The following is a 20199-nucleotide window of genomic DNA, read 5'->3' as shown; positions in this document are numbered from 1 at the left end:
CCACCTTCGAAGGCCCGATGATGGCGATCAAGACGGTCAACTCGCTGTCCCACTACACCGACTGGACCATCGGCCATGTCCACGCCGGCGCCCTCGGCTGGGTGGCGATGATCTCCATCGGCACGCTCTACCACATGATCCCGAAACTCTGGGGCCGCGAGCGGATGCACAGCGTCGGCCTGATCAACGCGCACTTCTGGCTGGCCACCATCGGCACCGTGCTGTACATCGCCTCGATGTGGGTCAATGGCATCACCCAGGGCCTGATGTGGCGGGCGATCAACGAGGACGGCACGCTCACCTACTCGTTCGTCGAGGCGCTGGTGGCCAGCCATCCGGGCTACGTGGTGCGCCTGCTCGGCGGCGCCACCTTCGCCAGCGGCATGCTGCTGATGGCCTACAACACCTGGCGGACCCTGCGCAGCGCGCAGGAGCAGCGGCAGCCGGTCCTGGCGGCCAGCCAGGGGGCCTGAACATGCTGTTGTCCCTGCTGTGCCTCTCCACCCTGGTACTCGGCCTCGCACTCAGCCTCGCCGGCAGTACCCGCGAGGAACGCGAGCAGGCCGCCCTGCTGCCGTTCGCCGACGATCCCGAGGCCGCCCGCCGGGTCGCCCGGGATACCGGCAAGATCTGCCGGCAGGTGGTCCGCCCCCTCGAGGAATCCCGCGAGGCCGCCGGCCCGCCGTTCCTCGCCTGAACCGACTCCATCATCCAGGGATGGATGCCTCCAGCACGAAAGTGCCTTGCGGGGCCGGCAACGGCCCCTTTCTTTCGCTTCGAAGAGTTCCATGAACGACTCCCCCAGCACCGCCGTACGCACCTGGCTGAAAGGCTTCCGCCCCCTGACCCTGAACGCTCGACCGCGCGACTGCCTGCGCGCCGGACTCGGTGCCTGCATCGGCGCGCTCGCCGCGGTATTCGCCTGCCAGGCGTTGTTCGGCAGCGAACTGGCGCTGCGCCTGGCAGCGCCGCTCGGCGCATCCGCCGTACTACTGTTCGCCCTCGCCTCCAGCCCCCTGGCGCAACCCTGGTCGATGCTCGGCGGCAACCTGGTCGCCGCCCTGGCCGGCGGCCTCAGCGCCTACTGGTTCGGGCACGAACTGGCCCCGGCCCTGGTCGGCATGGCCCTCGGCATGCTGCTGATGTTCGCCCTGCGCTGCCTGCATCCGCCGAGCTGCGCGCTGGCCCTGAGCGTGGCCCTCAACCCGTCCCTGAGCGAACTCGGCATCGACGTGGTCTGGCCGATCCTGCTCTCCACCCTGGTGCTGATCGGCTGCGCGCTGCTCTACAACAACCTGATGCGCTCTCCCTACCCGCGCCCCTACCAGCCGCCGCGGGCCAATCTCCATGGCACCCGCGACCTGGCGCCGAGCGCGCGAACGGACTTCTCCGCCCGGGACCTGGACCAGGCGCTGCAAGACTTCGGCGAATACGTCGACATCACCCGCGACGACCTCGAGCGACTGATCCACCATACCGAGCGCTACGCCTTGCGCCGGCGCATGGGCGAGCTGACCGCGGCACGGATCATGTCCCGCGACGTGCAGACCGCCAGCACCGAGACCTTCATCGACGACGCCTGGAAGCAGTTGCAGGACCACCGCCTGAAGGCCCTGCCGGTGCTCGACGAGCATCGGCGGCTGGCCGGCATCGTCACCCAGAGCGACCTGCTCAAGCACTTCCGCCCCGACGGCAGCCCGTTCAAGCGCCTGCGCTTCCTGCGCGGGACCAAGCTGAAGACGATCATGACCACCCCGGTGGTCTGCGTACAGGCCGACACCCACGCCGTCGAGCTGGTCTCGCTGCTATCCGACGAAGGCCTGCACTGCCTGCCGGTGCTCAACGAAGCCGGCTACCTGGTCGGCATCGTCAGCCAGACCGACCTGATCGCCGCGCTCTACCGCAACTGGCTGCAGCACCTGGGCCAGGCCGATCAGATCACGTAGTCCCAGCGCTGCGACCAGTCGCTGTCCTCGCGGACCACTTCGCGCAGCAACTGGAACGCATGGCGCAGGGTCGGCGACAGGCGCTCGCGGGAGTACACCAGGTAGGTGGGGTAGGCGAACTCCGGCGCCTGCTCGACCCGTTGCAGGGTGCCGCCATCCAGGTAGCTGCTCACCACCCGGGTACGGAAATAGCCGCTACCGCCGTTCTGCATGATGTACTGCAGGGCCAGCGGCCCGAGGTTGCAGGCCAGCGCGGCCTTGGCCCGGTCCGGCAGCGCGGCATCGTGCTGGCTGCGGAAATCCGGGCCCCAGTCGACATAGAGATAAGGCTCCGCGGATACCACGGAACGCACCATCACCAGCTTCTCCTCCAGCAACTGCTCGACCTGCAGCCCTGGCCAGTATTCCGGCTGGTAGACCAGCGCGGCGTCCAGCGCGCCCTGCTCCAGTTGCTTGAGCAGGTCGGCGCCCTGGCCGATCTCGACCCGCACGGCGTGGCCGGGAATCGCCTCGCGCAGGCGCCGCATCCAGTTCAGCAGCAACGGATTGCACAGGCTGACCTCGCCACCGAGGTTGAGCAGGTTGCGGAAGCCGTCCGGCAGCGGCAGGTCGCGTCGCGCCGCATCCCAGGTCTGCACCAGTTGGCTGGCGTAGCCGAGGAAGTGTTCGCCGTCGGCGGTCAGGCGCGCGCCCGCGCGGTTGCGCACGAACAGCCGGCAGCCGAGTTGCCCTTCGAGGTTCTGGATGCGCGCGGTGACGGCCGTCTGGGTCAGGTGCAGGCGTTCCGCGGCAGCGACGAAACTACCGCTGCGGGCGATCTCCAGGAAGGTACGGGCGAGGTCGATATCCATGCGAAGCGGTCCGCTGCCACAGGTGGGCCGCCATTCTAGGCTGTGCAGGCGCGGGCGGCGAGCGCAAGGCGGCCTGGCCGCGCTCCTGGAAATCTGCGACAAAACACCGCGCCTAACCGCTTCGGCACGCCTAAACCCTTCGAAAAAGCGACAACCTGTTGCACAAACGCGCCACGCCGTGACTTTTTCGCTTTCGAAAGCATCAGTTAGCGTGACCGAACACGGTGGAGCCGGGAAGCGCCACCCATGTTCCACACAGACATGAACGAGAGAGACCGACTCCCATGAACGCTACGCTCCGTTTCAACGAGGCTTTGCTGATCACCGGGCGCGCCTTCCAGCCATACCAGTGCGTTGCCTGGTCCGAGCTAGGCAGTGACGGCGGCCTGAGCCTGTCCGTAGTCGATCGCACCGGCACCCGCCTGCTGGGCCGTGCACGCATTCCGAGCTCCGCCTACTCCGATCCGGAGCAGCTTGCCGGCCTGCTGCAACAGGCACGCGAAGAACTCAGCCACAACGGCTACAACCTGCAGGACTGGAGTATGCCCAGCCAAGGCTGAGCCGCTCCATACGACGAAAGGCGCCCACGGGCGCCTTTTTTCGTTTCCTCTATTCGAGGCGGTCGTGCTGCCGGAACGCCACGCGCACCGCGTTGCGCCCTGCATCCTTGGCCTCGTAGAGCGCACGATCGGCCTCACGATAGAGCGCGTCCAGGCCCATGCCTGAGGTCGAATAGGCCACCCCCAGGCTGATGGTCAGGCAGGGGCCGGCGCTGGAGCCCAGGTGCTCGATGCCCAGCGCCTCCACCGCCTGCCGCAGGCGCTCGGCGATGGCCAGGGTGTTGCCCTCCTCGCTGTCGTAGAGCAACACGGCGAACTCCTCCCCGCCCAGGCGCGCGGCGATATCCAGCGGCCGCCGCGCGCCCTGCCGGAGCACGACGCCAAGCTGGCGCAGGGCGGCATCGCCGGCCGGATGCCCGTAGTGGTCGTTGTAGGCCTTGAAGTCGTCGACATCCACCAGGATCAGCGCCACCCCCTTTTCCTCGCGGGCGCCCTGCTCCAGGGCCCGCTGGGCGAGCAGCTCGTAGTAGCGCCGGTTGACCAGGCCGGTGAGGCTGTCCTGTTCGGCCATCATGCCCAGCAGCCGCCGGCCGAGGAACTGCTCGCGCTGGGCGTAGTCCTGCAGGTACAGGGCGAACGAACAGATCAGGACCACCAGGCCGTTGTAGAGCGTATTCAGCAGGTTGGTGCGCAGGTTCTCTTCGCCGCCGAAGAGCAGGAATACCGCCAGGTTCAGGGCCAGGCACAGCAACGCCAGGCGCACGCAGGCCCAGAACGCCAGGCCGAGCGGGAAGAACACCGCGAGGATGCCCAGGGTCGCACCCAGCTGGGTGAAGCGCGGCACCCCATGCCACTCGAACAGCACGTCGCAGGCCAGCACCGCCAGGTTGATCAGCAGCAGGCAGTAGGGCGCGATGGCATCGCCGACCTTGCGCAGGCTGGGCAGGAAGGCCGCCGGCCAGACCACCAGCAGCAGGCCGATCATTCCCAGGCGCACGCCCAGCAGTTGCTCGAACAGGTTGGGATGCAGGCGGATGTCCACCATCAACCAGTCGGCCACGATGAACAGCGTCCAGATCAGGAACGCCACCCCGATGGCAGCGCGCCGCTGCATCAGCGAATTCCAGCTGAGAAACTCGCGAAACTCGTTTTCCAGCTCCTTTTCGAACCGCAACCAACGAAAACCGTTGCGCAACTGGCGCGCATACGGATTATCCGGCAGACCAGCCTGTACCAGGCCGTCGCGTGCAAGCATGCTGACTCCCCTACCTCGGACCGAACGCTGGAACAGGCCTGGACGACAATACCCTGGCGCCTCTACAGCGATGAGTCAAAAAGCCATCACCCGTTACCAGACAATAGGGCATGCGGCGTGCCGAGGCGATACCAGCCATCGGCGCAGCGGGACGCCCCGGCGAGCGAATGGCAAGATCCGTGGGCCAACTGGCATTGCGGCCAGGTCCGAAGGACGCCAGACTGCCGCCATCGCCATGAGGTCATGCCATGCCCGAACCACGCCTGATTGCCTGCCTGATCTATCCCGACGTGATGAGCCTGGACGTGACCGGACCGCTGCAGGTATTCGCCTCGGCCAACGTCGAACGCCAGCGCCAGGGTCTGCCGCCTTTCTACCGGATACAGGTGCTCGGCGAGCGTAGCGAAGCGGTGCCCAGTTCCGCGGGCATCCGCATCTGCGCCGACCTCGCCTGGCGCGACTGTCCGCCGGAAAGCCTGGACACCCTGTTGGTGCCCGGCGGCCTCGGTGTCGAGGCGCAGACCCGCAACGCCGACCTGCTCGCCTGGCTGAAAGCCGCCGAACCGCGCATACGGCGGCTCGGCTCGGTGTGTTCGGGAGCGCTGATCCTGGCCGCCGCCGGGGTGCTCGACGGGCACCCGGCGACCACCCACTGGGCCGACGTGGCGACGCTGCGCCAGGGGTTTCCCGGCGTCCATGTGCAAGGCGACCGCCTGCACACCTACGACCCGCAGTGCCGCGACGGCGACGCCCACATCTTCACCTCGGCCGGCGTCACGGCGGGAATCGACCTGGCCCTGGCGCTGGTCGAGGCCGACCTCGGCCGCAGCCTGGCGCTCAGCGTCGCGCGACGCCTGGTGATGTTCCTCAAGCGTCCTGGCGGCCAGGCCCAGTTCAGCGCCTGGCTGACCCCGGAACCGAGCCGCACCCCGCGCCTGGCCGCGCTGCTGGAGTGGATTCCCGCCAACCTCGCCGGCGACCTGTCCCTGGAAGTCCTCGCCGACCGGGCCTGCATGAGCCCGCGTACGCTGTCCCGGGTATTTCTCCAGGAACTGGGCGTGGCGCCCGGTCGCTACGTCGAGCGGGTTCGCCTGGAGGCCGCGCGCGCCCTGCTGCAGGACGCCCAGGCATCGATCGCCACGGTGTCCCGGCTGTGCGGCTTCGGCCATCCGGAAAACCTCCGGCGGACGTTCCACAAGCATCTTTCGGTCAGCCCCCAGGAATACGCCGAACGCTTCGGCATGCTGGCCTGACGCTCCCACCGAGGACCTTCCCATGCTGGAACTGCGCCCCAACTGCGAGTGCTGCGACCGCGACCTGCCCGGCGACAGCGGCGACGCGCTGATCTGCACCTTCGAGTGCACCTTCTGCCGCGATTGCGCGACGACCCGCCTGGGCGGCCAATGCCCGAACTGCGGCGGCGAACTGCTGGCCCGGCCAAGGCGTCCGCGGGATGCGCTGGTCCGTCAGCCCGCCTCCAGCCGGCGCGTCGTCAGGCCCGGCGGTTGTCCGGAGTGACGCCATGCTGCTACGCAACCCGACCCTGCTCCTGCTGTTCTGCGGCCAGGCCCTGTACTGGTCCTGTTCGCTGATCGGCATAACCCTGACCGCGCTGGTCGGCGTCCAGCTGGCGCCGTTGAACAGCCTGGCCACCCTGCCCCTGGCCCTGCTGGTGCTGGGCAACCTGCTGGCGGTGCAGCCGTTGTCGCACTTCATGCAGCGCCACGGCCGACGTCCCGGGCTGATGCTCGGCGCCGGCGGCGGCGTGCTCGGCGGTCTGGTCTGCGCCGCCGGTGTCTGGACTGGCGATTTCCTCTGGTTCTGTCTCGGCGCGCTGGGCATCGGGGTCTACCAGGCCTCGGCCATGTACTACCGGTTCGCCGCGCTGGAGGCGGTGGATGCCGGGCGGAAAGGCCGCGCCAGCGCCTACGTGCTCGCCGGCGGGGTACTCGCCGCGCTGCTGGCGCCGAGCCTGGCGCTGTGGTCGCGCAACGCGCTGGCCCAGCCCTTCGTCGGCGCCTATCTGCTGATCGCCGTGCTGGCCCTCGCCGGCCTGCTGCTGATGGCCCTGCTCCGCGAAGGCCAGGCGCCACGCCCGGCACGGCTCGCCTGGCGCGACATAGGCGGCCTGTTGCGGCGGCCGGTGGTCCGCGCGGCCATCGCCTGCACCGCGGCCGGACACGGGTTGATGATCCTGATCATGAACGCCACGCCGCTGGCCATGAGCTTCTGCGGCCTGCCGCTGGAACAGTCGAGTCGGGTCATCCAGTGGCACGTGCTGGGAATGTTCCTTCCGGCGTTCTTCGCCGGAGCGCTGGTCGACCGCATCGGCAACCGTCGCGTCGCCCTGCTCGGCGCGTTCCTGCTCGCCGCAAGTGCCGGCATCGCCCTGGACGGGCAGTCGGTCACGCATTTCCTGCTCAGTTCGCTGGCCCTGGGCAGCGGCTGGAACCTGATGCTCATCGCCGGCACCACCCTGCTCGGCGAGGGCCACGCCGAAAGCGAGCGCGGCGCCGCGCAAGGATTGATGGAGCAAGGCAACAGCCTGGTGGCGGCGCTGATGTCGTTCGGCTCCGGCGCCCTGATCACCAGCCTTGGCTGGAACGCGGTGAACCTGCTGGTCTGGCCGGCGCTGCTGGTGGCGCTGGCACTGCTCTGGCCGGTACGGCGAACGCGGATACTGTCGCGCTGAAACGCCGGCAACGAAAAAGGCGACCTTGCGGTCGCCTCTTCTGCTTTACGGAAACGCCTCAGTAGTAGGCGTTCTCCTTGTTGCTGTGGTCGGTCACGTCGCGCACGCCCTTCAGTTCGGGAATACGCTCGATCAGGGTCTTCTCGACGCCATCCTTGAGGGTCATGTCGACCATCCCGCAGCCCTGGCAACCACCGCCGAAACGCAACACGGCGATGTTGTCCTCGACCACGTCGACCAGGCTCACCTGTCCGCCGTGGCTGGCCAGGCCGGGATTGATCTCGGTCTGCAGGTAGTAGTTGATGCGTTCGGTGATCGGGCTGTCCTCGTTGACCATCGGCACCTTGGCGTTCGGCGCCTTGATGGTCAACTGGCCGCCCATGCGGTCGGTGGCGTAGTCCACCACCGCGTCTTCGAGGAAGGGCTCGCTGACCGCATCGATCCAGGCAGTGAAGTCCTTCAGGGCGATGGCGGTGTCCTCGACCTTTTCCTCGCCCGGCTTGCAGTAGGCGATGCAGGTTTCCGCGTACTGGGTACCCGGCTGGGTGATGAAGATACGAATGCCGATACCCGGGGTGCTCTGCTTCTCCAGCAACTCGGCCAGATACGCTTGGGCAGCTTCGGTAATGGTGATGGCGCTCATGGCAACTCCTCGCAAATATGCCGACAGTTTACGCCAATCGGTACTTGCGGATAAAGCCCTAGTAAATTAGTAGGAATAATTCGCGATAACCGACCCGCCCCTTGCGGAGCGGGTCGCGAGACTCAGAGGTTCTCGTAGCGATTCATGTCCAGCGCGCCCGCCTCGACCGGCTCGGTTTCGCGGATGTACGCCTCGAGATCGTGGAAGTAGCTCCAGAACCGCGGATTGCTGCGGCGCACGCCCCAGCGTTCGACCACCTTGTCGAAGTCCTCGCTACTCTTCGCCGCCTCCAGGGCGCCGACGAAGGCCTCGGCATCCGTCGCCGGCAGATCGAACATGAAGTTCGGGTAGCTGGACAGCACGCCCGGGTAGATCGTCAGGGTGTCCAGGCCCGGCTGGTAGCGCAGCGACTCGCCGAGCATGAAGGCGACATTGCTGTGCGCGCGATTGCGCAGCACGGTATAGACCTCGCGCTTGCCGCTGGACGTACGTATCCGCAGCATGGTCGCCTCGGGGAAGCGCTCGATGACCTTGAGGCCGGCCGCCGGCCGGCTGACCAGGCGACTGAAGGCCTGCTCGGCGTCCTGCAGTTCGCGGTCGATGCCCGGTCGATAGCAGTTGCCGTCCAGGCAGCGGTTGATCGGGTCGGGGCGCGCATTGAGGTCGCCGTAGCGACGCAGCAGTTCTTCGGCGAAGGCCTTCTTCGGCTGCTTCTCCGGCAATCCCAGCGCGCTCGGCGTGTCATCGTCGAAGGCCTGGTAGTCCATCCACATCTTCAGCTTGCCGCTGTTCTGGTACCAGTCGTCGAGCAACGGCTGGCGCGCGTCGACCGGCATCAAGCGGAGGAAGTTCTGCTCGGCGCCGTTGCGGATCAGGTCGAAGTACAGGCGCGTCTGCGCCTGGTGCGAGACGTTGCCGAAGACATCGAAGTTCACCACCAGCCCGTAGTAGGTTCGCTCGAACAGCGGGTAGTCCATCAGCCACAGGGTCTGCGGTACCTCGCCAAGCAGGCCCTTGCGCACCGAGGCGCTGTCGAACTGGCGGAAGATGCTCAGCAGGGCGTTGTCGTTGCCGTGCCAGATCGTGTTCCAGGTCGGCGGCGGCGCGTCGGCGTAGACGTCCTGGCGCAGGTCTTCGTACTCGTTGCGCTTGTCCCGGTAGGCGCTCCACAGGCCGAGCAGGTTCTTCAGCTCGTCGATCTGCCCCGGCAAGGCCAGCAGCGGCTCGCTCTGCGCGCGGAAGTTGGCGTCGGTGACGAACAGGTCCTGCTCGGGGTCCTGGAATACCACCCAGAAGTTGTCGCGGATCACGTCGGTGGCGATCTGTCCACGGCACACCGGCCCGCGGATGAAGGTACGGGTGAAGTACTCGGCGTTGTCCAGCATGAACTGGTAGCGCGCCCGTGGCGGGATCGCGGCGAAGGTGACGAACGGGTTGGCGCGGCTCTGCACGCCGTAGCCGGGAACCTTGTCGGTGTTCCACTGGGTGCCGAAGAACAGCTCCTGGACGCGTTCCAGCTTCTTCGCCGTCAGCGGATAGGTGATGTGCGTCTTGTGGACGATCACGCCCTGGATCGGCCAGAGGCGGTAATAGAAGCTGTTGCCCGGATCGTCGTTGGGACGCCGGGTCGGGATCGGGTCGATCGGCTGGCCGCTGGGCGTGCGTGAACGCACCAGCTGGAAGAAGTGGCCGGGCGCGCCCTGTTCCGGGAAATACAGGTGCGCCAGGAACAGGTGCTCGTAGAGCCAGCGCGAGACCAGGCTCTGCTTGGCCCCAGGCTGGTTGAGGAAACGCTCCCAGCTGGCCACCTGGCGCGCCTCGGCGGCGGTCGGCCGCAACGGCTGCTGGTCGACCGGGGCGCCCGCGGCCAGCCACTTCTGCAAAGTGGCGTATTCGTCGTCGCTCAGCCCGGCCACCGCGAAAGGCATGCCGGAACCTGGGTTCTTGCGGATGAACGCATCGATGCTGGCCGGCGTCGGGCACTGGTTGGCGCGGTTGATCGAAATGTCCAGGCCTTCGGGGATCTTCGCATTCGGCTGCAACGGCTGGCTGTGGCCAAGCTCGAGCATCCGCGCCATCAGTGCGGCCTGGCCGTCCTGCGGTTCGAGCACCGACCAGAAGTCCTTGCGCCGCCAGGCGTCGGCACCGTGCGCATCGAGGTACAGGCGGGTGGTTTCCTGCGCCTTGGTCCGCGTGCCGTCGTAGACCGGCAGTTGGTTGGCGCCGCGCTGCGCGCCCTCGGCGCTGCTCAGGTTGAGCTGGCAGGGCGAATCGTAGCAGGCGTGGCAGGCGACGCACTTGGCGGTAAAGATCGGCTGGACGTCACGGCTATAGGAAATTTCAGCAGCGGAAACAGACTGGATAAAAGACGACAAAACGAAGGCCAACCCAACCAACGGTCTTGGCAACATGAACCACTCCTCACTCGGCGACGGGCGATTCTAGCAAACCCGCCTCTCTGCGCCGCACTTTCACAACGGTGGGCGAACTCGCCCCGGGCGTGAGCCGCCATTTCGCCAGCATTCCACCGGCTTCGGCCGCCACGTATGCTAGCCGGGCTCCCAGGCCCGCCCTGGCGATCAAGGACGATGACTTCGAGGAAACAGGGATATGTTTCGACTCGCCGCGCCCCATCCGCGCCCGTTCGCGTGCGCCCCACGTCCCCTTCTCGCCGCTTTCCGCCTGCTGTCGCCAGGCGGCGCTTCCGTTCGCGCCCGGCGCGGCCTGGTCCATCCTTTCGCCGCCCTGGCGGCCCAACGGAGAACCCGCCCCATGAAACTGCTCGCCGGCAGCTTCGCCGCTCTCTTCCTGAGCCTTTCGGCCCAGGCGGCGGACTGTACTTTCACCCAGCTGGAAATCGTGCCCCAGTTCGGCTCGCCGAACATGTTCGGCGGCGAGGACGAGCACGTCCGCGTGATGTTCAGCAACGAGGATCCCAACGACGAAAACCCCGATGCCTTTCCCGAACCGCCGGTCTACCTGGCCGACCGCGACAGCGGCAACGATTGCCGCATAGAGGACGGCGGCATCTGGTCGCGCGGCGGCGTGTTCCTGAGCCAGGACGGCCGGCGCGTGCTGATGCATGAATTCAGCGGCTCCAGCGCCGAGCTGGTGTCCTACGACAGCGCCACCTGCAAGGTGGTGCACCGCGAGGACATCTCCGGCCAGCGCTGGGCGGTGGACAAGGACGGGCTGCGCCTGGGTGAGAAATGCTCGGGCGAATCCGTCGACAGCTGCGCGAAGATCGTGACGCGTTCGCTCGCGCCGTTCTGCCAGACCGCAAAGAAATGATCCGGGCCGGAGCGCCCCTTATCGACACGCATAGGTGATACATGGACAGTCTCGATCAATGCATCGTCAACGCCTGCAAGAACAGCTGGGACAAGAGCTACCTGGCCGGCACCCCGAACAAGGACAACTGTTCCGGCTTCGTCCAGTCGGTGGCCGCCGAGCTGGGCGTACCGATGCCCCGCGGCAACGCCAACGCCATGGTCGACGGCCTGGAGCAGAGCTGGACCAAGCTCGCCTCCGGCGCCGAGGCCGCGCAGAAGGCGGCCCAGGGCTTCCTGGTGATCGCCGGCCTGAAGGGCCGCACCTACGGGCACGTCGCGGTGGTCATCAGCGGTCCGCTGTATCGGCAGAAGTACCCGATGTGCTGGTGCGGCAGCATCGCCGGAGCGGTCGGCCAGAGCCAGGGCCTGAAGTCGGTCGGCCAGGTATGGAATCGCACCGACCGCGACCGCCTCAACTACTACGTCTACTCCCTGGCCAGTTGCAGCCTGCCCAGGGCCAGTTGATTCAGGCCGTGCTGCGAATGAGCCAGACTCATTCGCAGCACGATTCCCCACGAGCATCCCGACTCCACTCGCCCGCCCCTTCGCCGCCCGCCTGCGCACTCCGACCTCCGCATTCCGCCCGTATGCTGCGACAAAACGGCGCCAGGGGCTTTTCCGGCCCGCGGATGAACATCCTTCAACTTGAATGAAATTCATGGTCCAGCCACCCCCGGTCGGAAAGCCCCTGCCTTTGTTATGCTTTTCACCTTTCCGCCCACTGACGCCAGGTCCATCCATGTCCAGCCCGCTCACCGATCGCAGCGCCCGCCTGCAAGCCCTCCAGCACGCCCTCAGGGAACGTATCCTGATCCTCGATGGCGGCATGGGCACCATGATCCAGAGCTACAAGCTGGAAGAGGCCGACTACCGCGGCGAGCGCTTCGCCGACTGGCCGAGCGACGTGAAAGGCAACAACGACCTCTTGCTGCTGAGCCGCCCGGACGTGATCCAGGCCATCGAGAAGGCCTACCTCGACGCCGGCGCCGACATCCTCGAGACCAATACCTTCAACGCCACCCAGGTGTCCCAGGCCGACTACGGCATGCAGTCGCTGGCCTACGAACTCAACGTCGAAGGGGCGCGCCTGGCCCGCCAGGTGGCGGACGCGAAGAGCGCCGAGACCCCGGACAAGCCGCGCTTCGTCGCCGGCGTGCTCGGCCCGACCAGCCGCACCTGCTCGATTTCCCCGGACGTGAACAACCCCGGCTATCGCAACGTCACCTTCGACGAGCTGGTGGAGAACTACGTCGAGGCGACCCGCGGCCTGATCGAGGGCGGCGCCGACCTGATCCTGATCGAGACCATCTTCGACACCCTCAATGCCAAGGCGGCGATCTTCGCCGTCCAGGGCGTGTTCGAGGAACTCGGCGTGGAGCTGCCGATCATGATCTCCGGGACCATCACCGACGCCTCCGGCCGCACCCTGTCGGGCCAGACCACCGAGGCCTTCTGGAACTCGGTGCGGCATGCCCGGCCGATCTCGGTAGGCCTGAACTGCGCCCTCGGCGCCAAGGAATTGCGGCCGTACATCGAGGAACTGTCGACCAAGGCCGACACCCATGTCTCGGCCCACCCCAACGCCGGCCTGCCGAACGCCTTCGGCGAATACGACGAATCGCCGGCGGAAATGGCCGTGGTGGTCGAGGAATTCGCCGCCGCCGGCTTCCTCAATATCGTCGGCGGCTGCTGCGGCACCACCCCGGCGCACATCGAGGCGATCGCCAAGGCGGTGGCCAAGTACCCGCCGCGGGCCATCCCGGAGATTCCCCGGGCCTGCCGCCTGTCCGGCCTGGAGCCGTTCACCATCGACCGCAGCTCGCTGTTCGTCAACGTCGGCGAGCGCACCAACATCACCGGCTCGGCCAAGTTCGCCCGGCTGATCCGCGAGGAAAACTACGCGGAAGCTCTCGAGGTCGCCCAGCAGCAGGTGGAAGCCGGCGCCCAGGTGATCGACATCAACATGGACGAAGGCATGCTGGACTCGAAGGCGGCCATGGTCACCTTCCTCAACCTGATCGCCTCCGAGCCCGACATCTCGCGCGTGCCGATCATGATCGACTCCTCCAAGTGGGAGGTGATCGAGGCCGGCCTCAAGTGCATCCAGGGCAAGGGCATCGTCAACTCGATCTCGATGAAGGAAGGCGTCGAGGCCTTCAAGCACCATGCCCGCCTGTGCAAGCGCTACGGCGCCGCGGTGGTGGTGATGGCATTCGACGAGGACGGCCAGGCCGACACCCAGGCGCGCAAGGAAGAAATCTGCAAGCGCTCCTACGACATCCTGGTCGACGAAGTCGGCTTCCCGCCGGAAGACATCATCTTCGACGCGAACATCTTCGCCATCGCCACCGGCATCGAGGAACACAACAACTACGCGGTCGATTTCATCAACGCCTGCGCCTACATCCGCGACCACCTGCCCTACGCCCTCAGCTCGGGCGGGGTGTCCAACGTGTCCTTCTCGTTCCGCGGCAACAACCCGGTGCGCGAGGCGATCCACTCGGTGTTCCTCTACTACGCGATCCGCAACGGCCTGACCATGGGCATCGTCAACGCCGGCCAGCTGGAAATCTACGACGAGATTCCGAAAGCGCTGCGCGACCGGGTCGAGGACGTGGTGCTCAACCGCACGCCCGAGGCCACCGAGGCCCTGCTGGCGATCGCCGACGACTACAAGGGCGGCGGCGCGGTCAAGGAGGCCGAGGACGAGGAATGGCGCAGCTACAGCGTCGAGAAGCGCCTCGAGCATGCGCTGGTCAAGGGCATCACCACCTGGATCGTCGAGGACACCGAGGAATGCCGCCAGCAGTGCGCGCGCCCCATCGAGGTCATCGAAGGTCCGCTGATGTCCGGGATGAACGTGGTCGGCGACCTGTTCGGCGCCGGCAAGATGTTCCTCCCGCAGGTGGTCAAGTCTGCGCGAGTGATGAAGCAGGCGGTAGCCCACCTGATTCCCTTCATCGAGGCGGAGAAAGGCGACAAGCCGGAAGCCAAGGGCAAGATCCTGATGGCCACGGTGAAGGGCGACGTGCACGACATCGGCAAGAACATCGTCGGCGTGGTGCTCGGCTGCAACGGCTATGACGTGGTCGACCTCGGCGTGATGGTGCCGGCGGAGAAGATCCTGCAGACCGCCATCGCCGAGAAATGCGACATCATCGGCCTGTCCGGCCTGATCACGCCGTCGCTGGACGAGATGGTCCACGTCGCCAAGGAAATGCAGCGGCAGAATTTCCAGTTGCCGCTGATGATCGGCGGCGCCACCACCTCGAAGGCGCATACCGCGGTGAAGATCGATCCGCAGTACAGCAACGACGCGGTGGTCTACGTCACCGACGCCTCGCGCGCGGTAGGCGTGGCCACCAGCCTGCTGTCCAAGGAGCTGAAGGCCGACTACGTGGCCCGCACCCGCGCCGACTACGCGGTGGTCCGCGAACGCACGGCCAACCGCAGCGCCCGCACCGAGCGGCTGAGCTACGAACAGGCGATCGCCAACAAGCCAGCGTTCGACTGGGCCGGCTACCAGGCGCCGACGCCTTCCTTCACCGGCGTCAGGGTGCTCGACGAGATCGACCTCGCGGTGCTCGCCGAGTACATCGACTGGACGCCGTTCTTCATTTCCTGGGACCTGGCCGGCAAGTACCCGCGCATCCTCACCGACGAGGTGGTCGGCGAGGCCGCCACCTCGTTGTTCAACGACGCCCAGGCGATGCTGAAGAAGCTGATCGACGAGAAGCTGATCAAGGCCCGCGCGGTGTTCGGCTTCTGGCCGGCCAACCAGGTCGAGCACGACGACCTGGAGGTCTACGGCGCCGATGGCGAGACCCTCGCCACCCTGCACCACCTGCGGCAGCAGACGATCAAGCCGGACGGCAAGCCGAACCTGTCGCTGGCCGATTTCGTCGCGCCGAAGGAAAGCGGCGTGCGCGACTACATCGGCGGCTTCATCACCACCGCCGGGATCGGCGCCGAGGAAGTGGCCAAGGCGTACGAAGCCAAGGGCGACGACTACAACAGCATCATGGTCAAGGCGCTCGCCGACCGCCTCGCCGAAGCCTGCGCCGAGTGGCTGCACGAGCGGGTGCGCAAGGAGTACTGGGGCTACGCCCGCGACGAGCACCTCGACAACGAGGCCTTGATCAAGGAGCAATACGTCGGCATCCGCCCGGCACCGGGCTACCCGGCCTGCCCCGACCATACCGAGAAAGGCACCCTGTTCGAACTGCTCGATCCGCAGGGCCTGTCCGGCGTCAGCCTGACCGAGCACTACGCGATGTTCCCCGCCGCGGCGGTCAGCGGTTGGTATTTCGCCCACCCGCAGGCGCAGTACTTCGCGGTCGGCAAGATCGACAAGGACCAGGTGGAACGCTACAGCCAGCGCAAGGGCCAGGAAGCCAGCGTCAGCGAGCGCTGGCTGGCGCCGAACCTTGGCTACGATGACTGACCAGGAAGGCGACGATGAAATTCCTCACTCCCGAGCAGATGGAAAAGCCGCGCAAGCGCCGCCTGCGCAAGAAACTGCGCCTGGGCGAGTTCCAGGAGTTCGGCTTCAGCTTCGAACTGACCTACGACCGCAGCGCCCTCTCCCACGACGATGCGCTGGACCATCTGATCGACTTCGTCGAGGCCCAGGGCTGGGTGTTCGGCGGCGGAGGCTCGCCGGAACAGGCGGAGATCAGCGGCTACCTGTGCCTGGCGCGGGTCGGCAGCCTGGACGAAGCGGACCGGGAAAGCGCCCGCCTGTGGCTGGAAGCCCAACCCTGGTGCAAGACCTTCGAGGTCGGCCCGTTGAGCGACTGCTGGCACAACTTCTTCGAGTGAAACCGGCGCCGGCATGACCTGGCCTGGCCTGGCGCCAGCAGGCGCGAAGCTGCGACCTACACCCGGATCAGGCGCGGTTCATGCCCCGTGTGGGCGAGAAAGGCCAGCAGGTCTGCGTAGCGGATGCACTCGGTGGCGGTATTCACCAACGGGTGGAAACCGAGCAACTGGTCCTGGCGAATGGCATCGTCGAGCAACACCTCGACCCTGTGCCGCGGATCGTTGACCAGCGCGAAAGGCGTCACGCAGCCCAGTTCGACGCCGAGGTATTCGCGCAGGCGCTCGACCGAGGCGAACGACAGGCGGCTTTCGCCGATCTGTTCGGCGATGCCCGGCAGGTTGGCCTCCTTGCGCTCGTCGAGCAGCACCAGGTAGTGGCGAGTACCCTTGCGGTTGCGCAGGAACAGGTTCTTGATGCCCTGGTCGGGCAATTCGATGCCCTGCGCGTAATATTCCTCGATGGAGGCGATCGCCGGATGCTCGACCCGCTGGCTGTCGATGGCCAGCTCGCGGAGCAACGCCAGAAGCGCCTGCTCGTCCATTTTCGCACTCATGGGACGCGCGCCCTCAGGTGAACTGCGAACCGGAACGGCGCACGAACTTGATCGACCACTTGAAGTTCGGCTTGCGCGTCACGCTGATCGGGCGCCGGGTCACGGTATCGATGGTGATGTTCCAGAACCCGGTGCTGGGCACCTTGATCTTCGCCGGGAAGCGGTCGAAGGCGCCGCCATGGTAGCTATGCCGCCCGCCATTCTTGAAACTGCGGAAATTGGCGTCGTTCATCAGGCGGATATTGCATTGCTGCGAACACTCGATGACCACGATGTCGTCTTCGTTGAGGTGTTCGCGCTGGTGGACGAATTTCATGGAACGGTTCCGTTGCTGCGGTGGAGCGGAGCGCAACGATAGCACGTCGGCGCCGGCCATACCGCCTCATGACGGGCAATGGTAGGATGCGCGCCCCATGCGTAGCCAAGACCTCCACCAGCGCCTCGCCGATCTCGGCGCCAAGCCCCTGCATCGCGGGAGGATCGTCCGCGCCTGGCTGCAAGGCCGCGCCCTCGATGCCTGCACCGCCCGCCAGCCGGCCGAGGACTTCCTGCCGCTGAGCGTACGCCATGGCCTGCCGCAGGTCGCCGCGGAACTGGAAGGCATCGCCCGCCTGCACAGCGAGCATCCGGCGAGCGACGGCTCGTCGCGCCTGCTGGTGGAACTGGCCGACCGGCAGATGGTGGAAAGCGTGCTGCTGCCGCGCGGCGGGCTGTGCGTCTCGACCCAGGTCGGCTGCGCGGTCGGCTGCGTGTTCTGCATGACCGGCCGCAGCGGCCTGCTGCGCCAGGTCGGCAGCCTGGAGATGGTCGCCCAGGTGGTCCTGGCGCGGCGTCGGCGAGCGGTGAAGAAAGTGGTGTTCATGGGCATGGGCGAGCCGGCGCACAACCTCGACAACGTCCTCGAAGCCATCGACCTGCTCGGCACCGATGGCGGCATCGGCCACAAGAACCTGGTGTTCTCCACCGTCGGCGATCCCCGCGTGTTCGAGCGCCTGCCCCGGCAACGGGTGAAGCCCGCCCTCGCCCTGTCCCTGCACAGCACCCGCGCCGAACTGCGCCGGCAACTGTTGCCCAAGGCGCCGCCGCTGAGCCCGGAAGAACTGGTGGAAGCCGGCGAGGCCTACGCCCGCCGGGTCGACTATCCGATCCAGTACCAATGGACCCTGCTCGAAGGGATCAACGACAGCCTGGAGGAAATGGACGGCATCCTGCGCCTGCTCAAGGGCCGCTTCGCGGTGATGAACCTGATCCCCTACAACAGCATGGACGGCGACGCCTACCGGCGCCCGAGCGGGGAGCGGATCGTCGAGCTGGTGCGCTACCTGCACAGCCGCGGCGTGCTGACCAAGGTGCGCAACTCGGCCGGCCAGGACATCGACGGCGGCTGCGGGCAACTGCGCGCCAGGGCCACGCAGGGCACGGCGGAACGGCGCATCCCCGCCCGCCAGGCCTGAAGCCACCCTCCTCCCGCCAAGGGTCTAGACTCTCAGGGCAGGTATGGAAAAGGGAGGACCACCGATGGGTATCGAGACGGAAGAACCGAACCAGAAGCCGCCGACCTTCTGGCAGATGCTGCATAGCGTGATGGCTGCCGCCTTCGGCGTACAGAGCGGGCGAAACCGCGCCCGCGACTTCAGCCACGGCAAGCCCGTGCACTTCATCATGCTGGGCCTGCTCTTCACCCTGGTGTTCGTGCTGTTGCTGGCCGGGATCGTGAAACTGGTGCTGAGCCTCAGCGGCCTGTGACCTCTGCGCCGCCGAGGCGGGCTTTCACTGGTGGCTGACCCAGAACACCGCGGTAGCCACCACCAGCAGGATCAGGACGAAGGCCGCGCGGGCGTCGACCACGCTGTCGCGGTTTTCCTGGGTTTTGCTCGGCTCGCTCATGACTCCCCCTGTTTCTTGTGGGTATCGGGACGAAGACATCGAAAGGCACTCTCCAGTTAAGACCAGCGCCGCCCATCGCTCAAGAAAGGCGCCGTTGCGAAGCGGTTATGCTTGCCTGGCGACTTAGTCTTTTTGGTTCTTACCATATACTCAAACATCACTTTTACGCATAAATATGAACTGGTATCGTGCGCCCACTCCGCGTGGAGCGCGTAGCCGTGCGCGCTGGTTAACGCAGTAAGCCGCATAGCCTGACAGCAGGAATATTCATGTACGTATACGACGAGTACGACCAACGGATCGTCGAGGACCGCGTCAAGCAGTTCCGCGACCAGACCCGCCGTTACCTGGCGGGTGAATTGACCGGTGAGGAGTTCCGCCCGCTGCGCCTGCAGAACGGTCTCTACATCCAGCGCTATGCCCCGATGCTGCGCATCGCCGTTCCCTATGGCCTGCTCTCCTCGCGCCAACTGCGCAAGCTGGCGCAGATCGCCCGCGACTACGACAAGGGCTACGCCCACATCAGCACCCGGCAGAACGTGCAGTTCAACTGGCCGGAGCTGGAAGACGTGCCGGAAATCCTCGCCGAACTGGCCACCGTGCAGATGCACGCGATCCAGACCAGCGGCAACTGCATCCGCAACACCACCACCGACCAGTTCGCCGGCGTCGCCCGCGACGAGTTGGTGGACCCGCGCCCCTGGTGCGAGATCATCCGCCAATGGTCGACCTTCCACCCCGAGTTCGCCCACCTGCCGCGCAAGTTCAAGATCGCGGTGAACGGCGCGGTGAGCGACCGTGCCGCCATCGAGGTGCACGACATCGGCCTGGAGGCGGTGAAGAACGAGGCCGGCCAGCTCGGCTTCCGCGTCTCGGTCGGCGGCGGCCTGGGCCGGACCCCGATCGTCGGCAGCTTCATCAACGAATTCCTGCCCTGGCAGCACCTGCTCGGCTACCTGGATGCCATCCTGCGCGTCTACAACCGCTATGGCCGGCGCGACAACAAGTACAAGGCGCGGATCAAGATCCTGGTCAAGGCACTGACCCCGGAAGTCTTCGCCGAGCGCGTCGAGGCCGAATGGGCCAACCTCAAGGACGGACCGAGCACCCTCACCGAGGCGGAAGTCCAGCGCGTCGCCGCGCATTTCGTCGATCCGGCCTACAAGGCCCTCGACGACCTCGATGAATCCCTCGCCCGGCTCGACGCGGAGCACCCCGGCTTCGCCCGCTGGCGCGCACGCAACACCTTCGCCCACAAGAAGCCCGGCTACGTCGCCGTGACGCTCTCGCTGAAGCCCACCGGCACCGCGCCGGGAGACGTCACCGACAAACAGCTGGAGGCCATCGCCGATCTCGCCGACCGCTACAGCTTCGGCGAGGTGCGCAACAGCCATAACCAGAACATCATTCTCGCCGACGTCGAGCAGGGCGAACTCTTCGCCCTCTGGGGCGAACTCCGCGAACTGGGCTTCGCCACCCCCAACGTCGGCCTGCTGACCGACATCATCTGCTGCCCGGGCGGTGACTTCTGCTCCCTGGCCAACGCCAAGTCGATCCCGATCGCCGAGGCCATCCAGCGCCGCTTCGACAACCTCGACTACCTGTTCGACATCGGCGACATCGACCTGAACATCTCCGGCTGCATGAACGCCTGCGGC

20 protein-coding genes are annotated in these 20199 nt (G+C 66.5%); 14 read left to right on the top strand and 6 right to left on the bottom strand.

Annotated features, from left to right (window positions below; genetic code table 11):
- From HMPREF2914_RS24510 to HMPREF2914_RS24500, 3 genes are all read left to right on the top strand, one after another.
- Positions 1-473, top strand: a 473-nt coding sequence (locus tag HMPREF2914_RS24510) for a cbb3-type cytochrome c oxidase subunit I (protein WP_177344134.1), incomplete at its 5' end; no start/stop codon positions are given.
- Positions 474-475: 2 nt separating this feature from the next.
- Positions 476-697 carry a hypothetical protein gene (locus HMPREF2914_RS24505; protein ID WP_003108719.1) on the top strand — a complete coding sequence of 74 codons (222 nt, stop codon included), beginning with the start codon at positions 476-478 and terminating at the stop codon, positions 695-697.
- A 91-nt stretch (positions 698-788) separates the two neighbouring features.
- Positions 789-1946 carry a CBS domain-containing protein gene (locus HMPREF2914_RS24500; protein ID WP_003139903.1) on the top strand — a complete coding sequence of 386 codons (1158 nt, stop codon included), beginning with the start codon at positions 789-791 and terminating at the stop codon, positions 1944-1946.
- Here HMPREF2914_RS24500 and HMPREF2914_RS24495 read toward each other — a convergent pair.
- Positions 1934-2797 carry a LysR family transcriptional regulator gene (locus tag HMPREF2914_RS24495; protein ID WP_003108721.1) on the bottom strand — a complete coding sequence of 288 codons (864 nt, stop codon included), beginning with the start codon at positions 2795-2797 and terminating at the stop codon, positions 1934-1936. The two genes, HMPREF2914_RS24500 and HMPREF2914_RS24495, sit on opposite strands and share 13 nt — an antisense overlap.
- 284 nt (positions 2798-3081) lie before the next feature.
- On the opposite strand from HMPREF2914_RS24495, the gene HMPREF2914_RS24490 reads away from it, so the two are divergent.
- The gene (locus HMPREF2914_RS24490; RefSeq protein ID WP_003098204.1) at positions 3082-3357 is read left to right on the top strand and encodes a hypothetical protein; all 276 of its coding nucleotides are present in this window, start codon (positions 3082-3084) and stop codon (positions 3355-3357) included.
- A 49-nt stretch (positions 3358-3406) separates the two neighbouring features.
- Here the strand turns inward: HMPREF2914_RS24490 and HMPREF2914_RS24485 are convergent, their stop codons facing one another.
- The gene (locus HMPREF2914_RS24485; protein WP_003132751.1) at positions 3407-4612 is read right to left on the bottom strand and encodes a GGDEF domain-containing protein; all 1206 of its coding nucleotides are present in this window, start codon (positions 4610-4612) and stop codon (positions 3407-3409) included.
- A 248-nt stretch (positions 4613-4860) separates the two neighbouring features.
- Here HMPREF2914_RS24485 and HMPREF2914_RS24480 point away from each other — a divergent pair, with 248 nt between their 5' ends.
- Genes HMPREF2914_RS24480 through HMPREF2914_RS24470 form a run of 3 tightly spaced genes read left to right on the top strand, consistent with a single transcriptional unit; the run spans position 4861 to position 7304 of the window.
- The gene (locus tag HMPREF2914_RS24480) at positions 4861-5865 is read left to right on the top strand and encodes a GlxA family transcriptional regulator (protein ID WP_019486010.1); all 1005 of its coding nucleotides are present in this window, start codon (positions 4861-4863) and stop codon (positions 5863-5865) included.
- Between the two features lie 22 nt (positions 5866-5887).
- The gene (locus tag HMPREF2914_RS24475; RefSeq protein WP_003088038.1) at positions 5888-6130 is read left to right on the top strand and encodes a DUF1272 domain-containing protein; all 243 of its coding nucleotides are present in this window, start codon (positions 5888-5890) and stop codon (positions 6128-6130) included.
- A 4-nt stretch (positions 6131-6134) separates the two neighbouring features.
- A complete protein-coding gene (locus tag HMPREF2914_RS24470; protein WP_023091937.1) occupies positions 6135-7304 on the top strand; it encodes an MFS transporter in 1170 nt (389 codons plus the stop codon).
- A 58-nt stretch (positions 7305-7362) separates the two neighbouring features.
- On the opposite strand, the gene nfuA is transcribed toward HMPREF2914_RS24470, so the two are convergent.
- Together nfuA and HMPREF2914_RS24460 are read right to left on the bottom strand one after the other, a co-directional pair.
- A complete protein-coding gene (nfuA, locus tag HMPREF2914_RS24465; RefSeq protein ID WP_003088034.1) occupies positions 7363-7947 on the bottom strand; it encodes a Fe-S biogenesis protein NfuA in 585 nt (194 codons plus the stop codon).
- 122 nt (positions 7948-8069) lie between these two features.
- Complete coding sequence (locus tag HMPREF2914_RS24460; protein ID WP_023091938.1) at positions 8070-10358, bottom strand: fatty acid cis/trans isomerase; 2289 nt, start codon at positions 10356-10358, stop codon at positions 8070-8072.
- Between the two features lie 361 nt (positions 10359-10719).
- On the opposite strand from HMPREF2914_RS24460, the gene tsi1 reads away from it, so the two are divergent.
- The 4 genes from tsi1 (at position 10720) to HMPREF2914_RS24440 (ending at position 16100) form a co-directional block, all read left to right on the top strand.
- Positions 10720-11238 (top strand): type IV secretion system immunity protein Tsi1, encoded by a 519-nt coding sequence (gene tsi1 / locus HMPREF2914_RS24455; protein ID WP_023091939.1) that lies wholly within the window; start codon positions 10720-10722, stop codon positions 11236-11238.
- A 41-nt stretch (positions 11239-11279) separates the two neighbouring features.
- Positions 11280-11744: a type VI secretion system effector peptidoglycanhydrolase Tse1 gene (gene tse1 / locus HMPREF2914_RS24450; RefSeq protein WP_003088027.1), complete on the top strand. Its 465-nt coding sequence runs from the start codon at positions 11280-11282 to the stop codon at positions 11742-11744.
- Positions 11745-12018: 274 nt separating this feature from the next.
- Entirely contained in the window at positions 12019-15723 is a 3705-nt protein-coding gene (metH, locus tag HMPREF2914_RS24445) for a methionine synthase (protein ID WP_023091940.1), read from the top strand.
- Positions 15724-15737: 14 nt separating this feature from the next.
- Positions 15738-16100: a YggL 50S ribosome-binding family protein gene (locus HMPREF2914_RS24440; RefSeq protein WP_003108731.1), complete on the top strand. Its 363-nt coding sequence runs from the start codon at positions 15738-15740 to the stop codon at positions 16098-16100.
- Between the two features lie 56 nt (positions 16101-16156).
- Here HMPREF2914_RS24440 and HMPREF2914_RS24435 read toward each other — a convergent pair whose 3' ends face one another.
- On the bottom strand, positions 16157-16654 hold the full coding sequence (locus HMPREF2914_RS24435) for a prolyl-tRNA synthetase associated domain-containing protein (protein ID WP_023091941.1): 498 nt from the start codon (positions 16652-16654) through the stop codon (positions 16157-16159).
- A 13-nt stretch (positions 16655-16667) separates the two neighbouring features.
- Complete coding sequence (locus HMPREF2914_RS24430; RefSeq protein WP_003122824.1) at positions 16668-17030, bottom strand: DUF1883 domain-containing protein; 363 nt, start codon at positions 17028-17030, stop codon at positions 16668-16670.
- Positions 17031-17067: 37 nt separating this feature from the next.
- Here HMPREF2914_RS24430 and HMPREF2914_RS24425 point away from each other — a divergent pair, with 37 nt between their 5' ends.
- The 3 genes from HMPREF2914_RS24425 to HMPREF2914_RS24410 all read left to right on the top strand — a co-directional run.
- Positions 17068-18108, top strand: a complete 1041-nt coding sequence (locus HMPREF2914_RS24425; protein ID WP_023091942.1) for an RNA methyltransferase — start codon at positions 17068-17070, stop codon at positions 18106-18108.
- A 64-nt stretch (positions 18109-18172) separates the two neighbouring features.
- The gene (locus tag HMPREF2914_RS24420; RefSeq protein ID WP_003088007.1) at positions 18173-18400 is read left to right on the top strand and encodes a DUF2970 domain-containing protein; all 228 of its coding nucleotides are present in this window, start codon (positions 18173-18175) and stop codon (positions 18398-18400) included.
- Positions 18401-18810: 410 nt separating this feature from the next.
- Positions 18811-20199 (top strand): nitrite/sulfite reductase (locus tag HMPREF2914_RS24410; protein WP_070702865.1); only part of this gene is annotated, 1389 nt, incomplete at its 3' end.

The organism is Pseudomonas sp. HMSC067G02 (genome assembly GCF_001813485.1).
Classification (GTDB): domain Bacteria; phylum Pseudomonadota; class Gammaproteobacteria; order Pseudomonadales; family Pseudomonadaceae; genus Pseudomonas; species Pseudomonas aeruginosa.
The sequence above is the reverse complement of the archived record's forward strand: the minus strand, read 5'-3'. Positions and strand labels throughout refer to the sequence as shown.

Bases quoted from the DNA above. Each gene is read 5' to 3' on its own strand.
- HMPREF2914_RS24505 (WP_003108719.1), top strand. From the start codon at position 476: ATGCTGTTGTCCCTGCTGTGCCTCTCCACCCTGGTACTCGGCCTCGCA.
- HMPREF2914_RS24500 (WP_003139903.1), top strand. From the start codon at position 789: ATGAACGACTCCCCCAGCACCGCCGTACGCACCTGGCTGAAAGGCTTC.
- HMPREF2914_RS24495 (WP_003108721.1), bottom strand. From the start codon at position 2,797: ATGGATATCGACCTCGCCCGTACCTTCCTGGAGATCGCCCGCAGCGGT.
- HMPREF2914_RS24490 (WP_003098204.1), top strand. From the start codon at position 3,082: ATGAACGCTACGCTCCGTTTCAACGAGGCTTTGCTGATCACCGGGCGC.
- HMPREF2914_RS24485 (WP_003132751.1), bottom strand. From the start codon at position 4,612: ATGCTTGCACGCGACGGCCTGGTACAGGCTGGTCTGCCGGATAATCCG.
- HMPREF2914_RS24480 (WP_019486010.1), top strand. From the start codon at position 4,861: ATGCCCGAACCACGCCTGATTGCCTGCCTGATCTATCCCGACGTGATG.
- HMPREF2914_RS24475 (WP_003088038.1), top strand. From the start codon at position 5,888: ATGCTGGAACTGCGCCCCAACTGCGAGTGCTGCGACCGCGACCTGCCC.
- HMPREF2914_RS24470 (WP_023091937.1), top strand. From the start codon at position 6,135: ATGCTGCTACGCAACCCGACCCTGCTCCTGCTGTTCTGCGGCCAGGCC.
- nfuA (WP_003088034.1), bottom strand. From the start codon at position 7,947: ATGAGCGCCATCACCATTACCGAAGCTGCCCAAGCGTATCTGGCCGAG.
- HMPREF2914_RS24460 (WP_023091938.1), bottom strand. From the start codon at position 10,358: ATGTTGCCAAGACCGTTGGTTGGGTTGGCCTTCGTTTTGTCGTCTTTT.
- tsi1 (WP_023091939.1), top strand. From the start codon at position 10,720: ATGAAACTGCTCGCCGGCAGCTTCGCCGCTCTCTTCCTGAGCCTTTCG.
- tse1 (WP_003088027.1), top strand. From the start codon at position 11,280: ATGGACAGTCTCGATCAATGCATCGTCAACGCCTGCAAGAACAGCTGG.
- metH (WP_023091940.1), top strand. From the start codon at position 12,019: ATGTCCAGCCCGCTCACCGATCGCAGCGCCCGCCTGCAAGCCCTCCAG.
- HMPREF2914_RS24440 (WP_003108731.1), top strand. From the start codon at position 15,738: ATGAAATTCCTCACTCCCGAGCAGATGGAAAAGCCGCGCAAGCGCCGC.
- HMPREF2914_RS24435 (WP_023091941.1), bottom strand. From the start codon at position 16,654: ATGAGTGCGAAAATGGACGAGCAGGCGCTTCTGGCGTTGCTCCGCGAG.
- HMPREF2914_RS24430 (WP_003122824.1), bottom strand. From the start codon at position 17,030: ATGGCCGGCGCCGACGTGCTATCGTTGCGCTCCGCTCCACCGCAGCAA.
- HMPREF2914_RS24425 (WP_023091942.1), top strand. From the start codon at position 17,068: ATGCGTAGCCAAGACCTCCACCAGCGCCTCGCCGATCTCGGCGCCAAG.
- HMPREF2914_RS24420 (WP_003088007.1), top strand. From the start codon at position 18,173: ATGGGTATCGAGACGGAAGAACCGAACCAGAAGCCGCCGACCTTCTGG.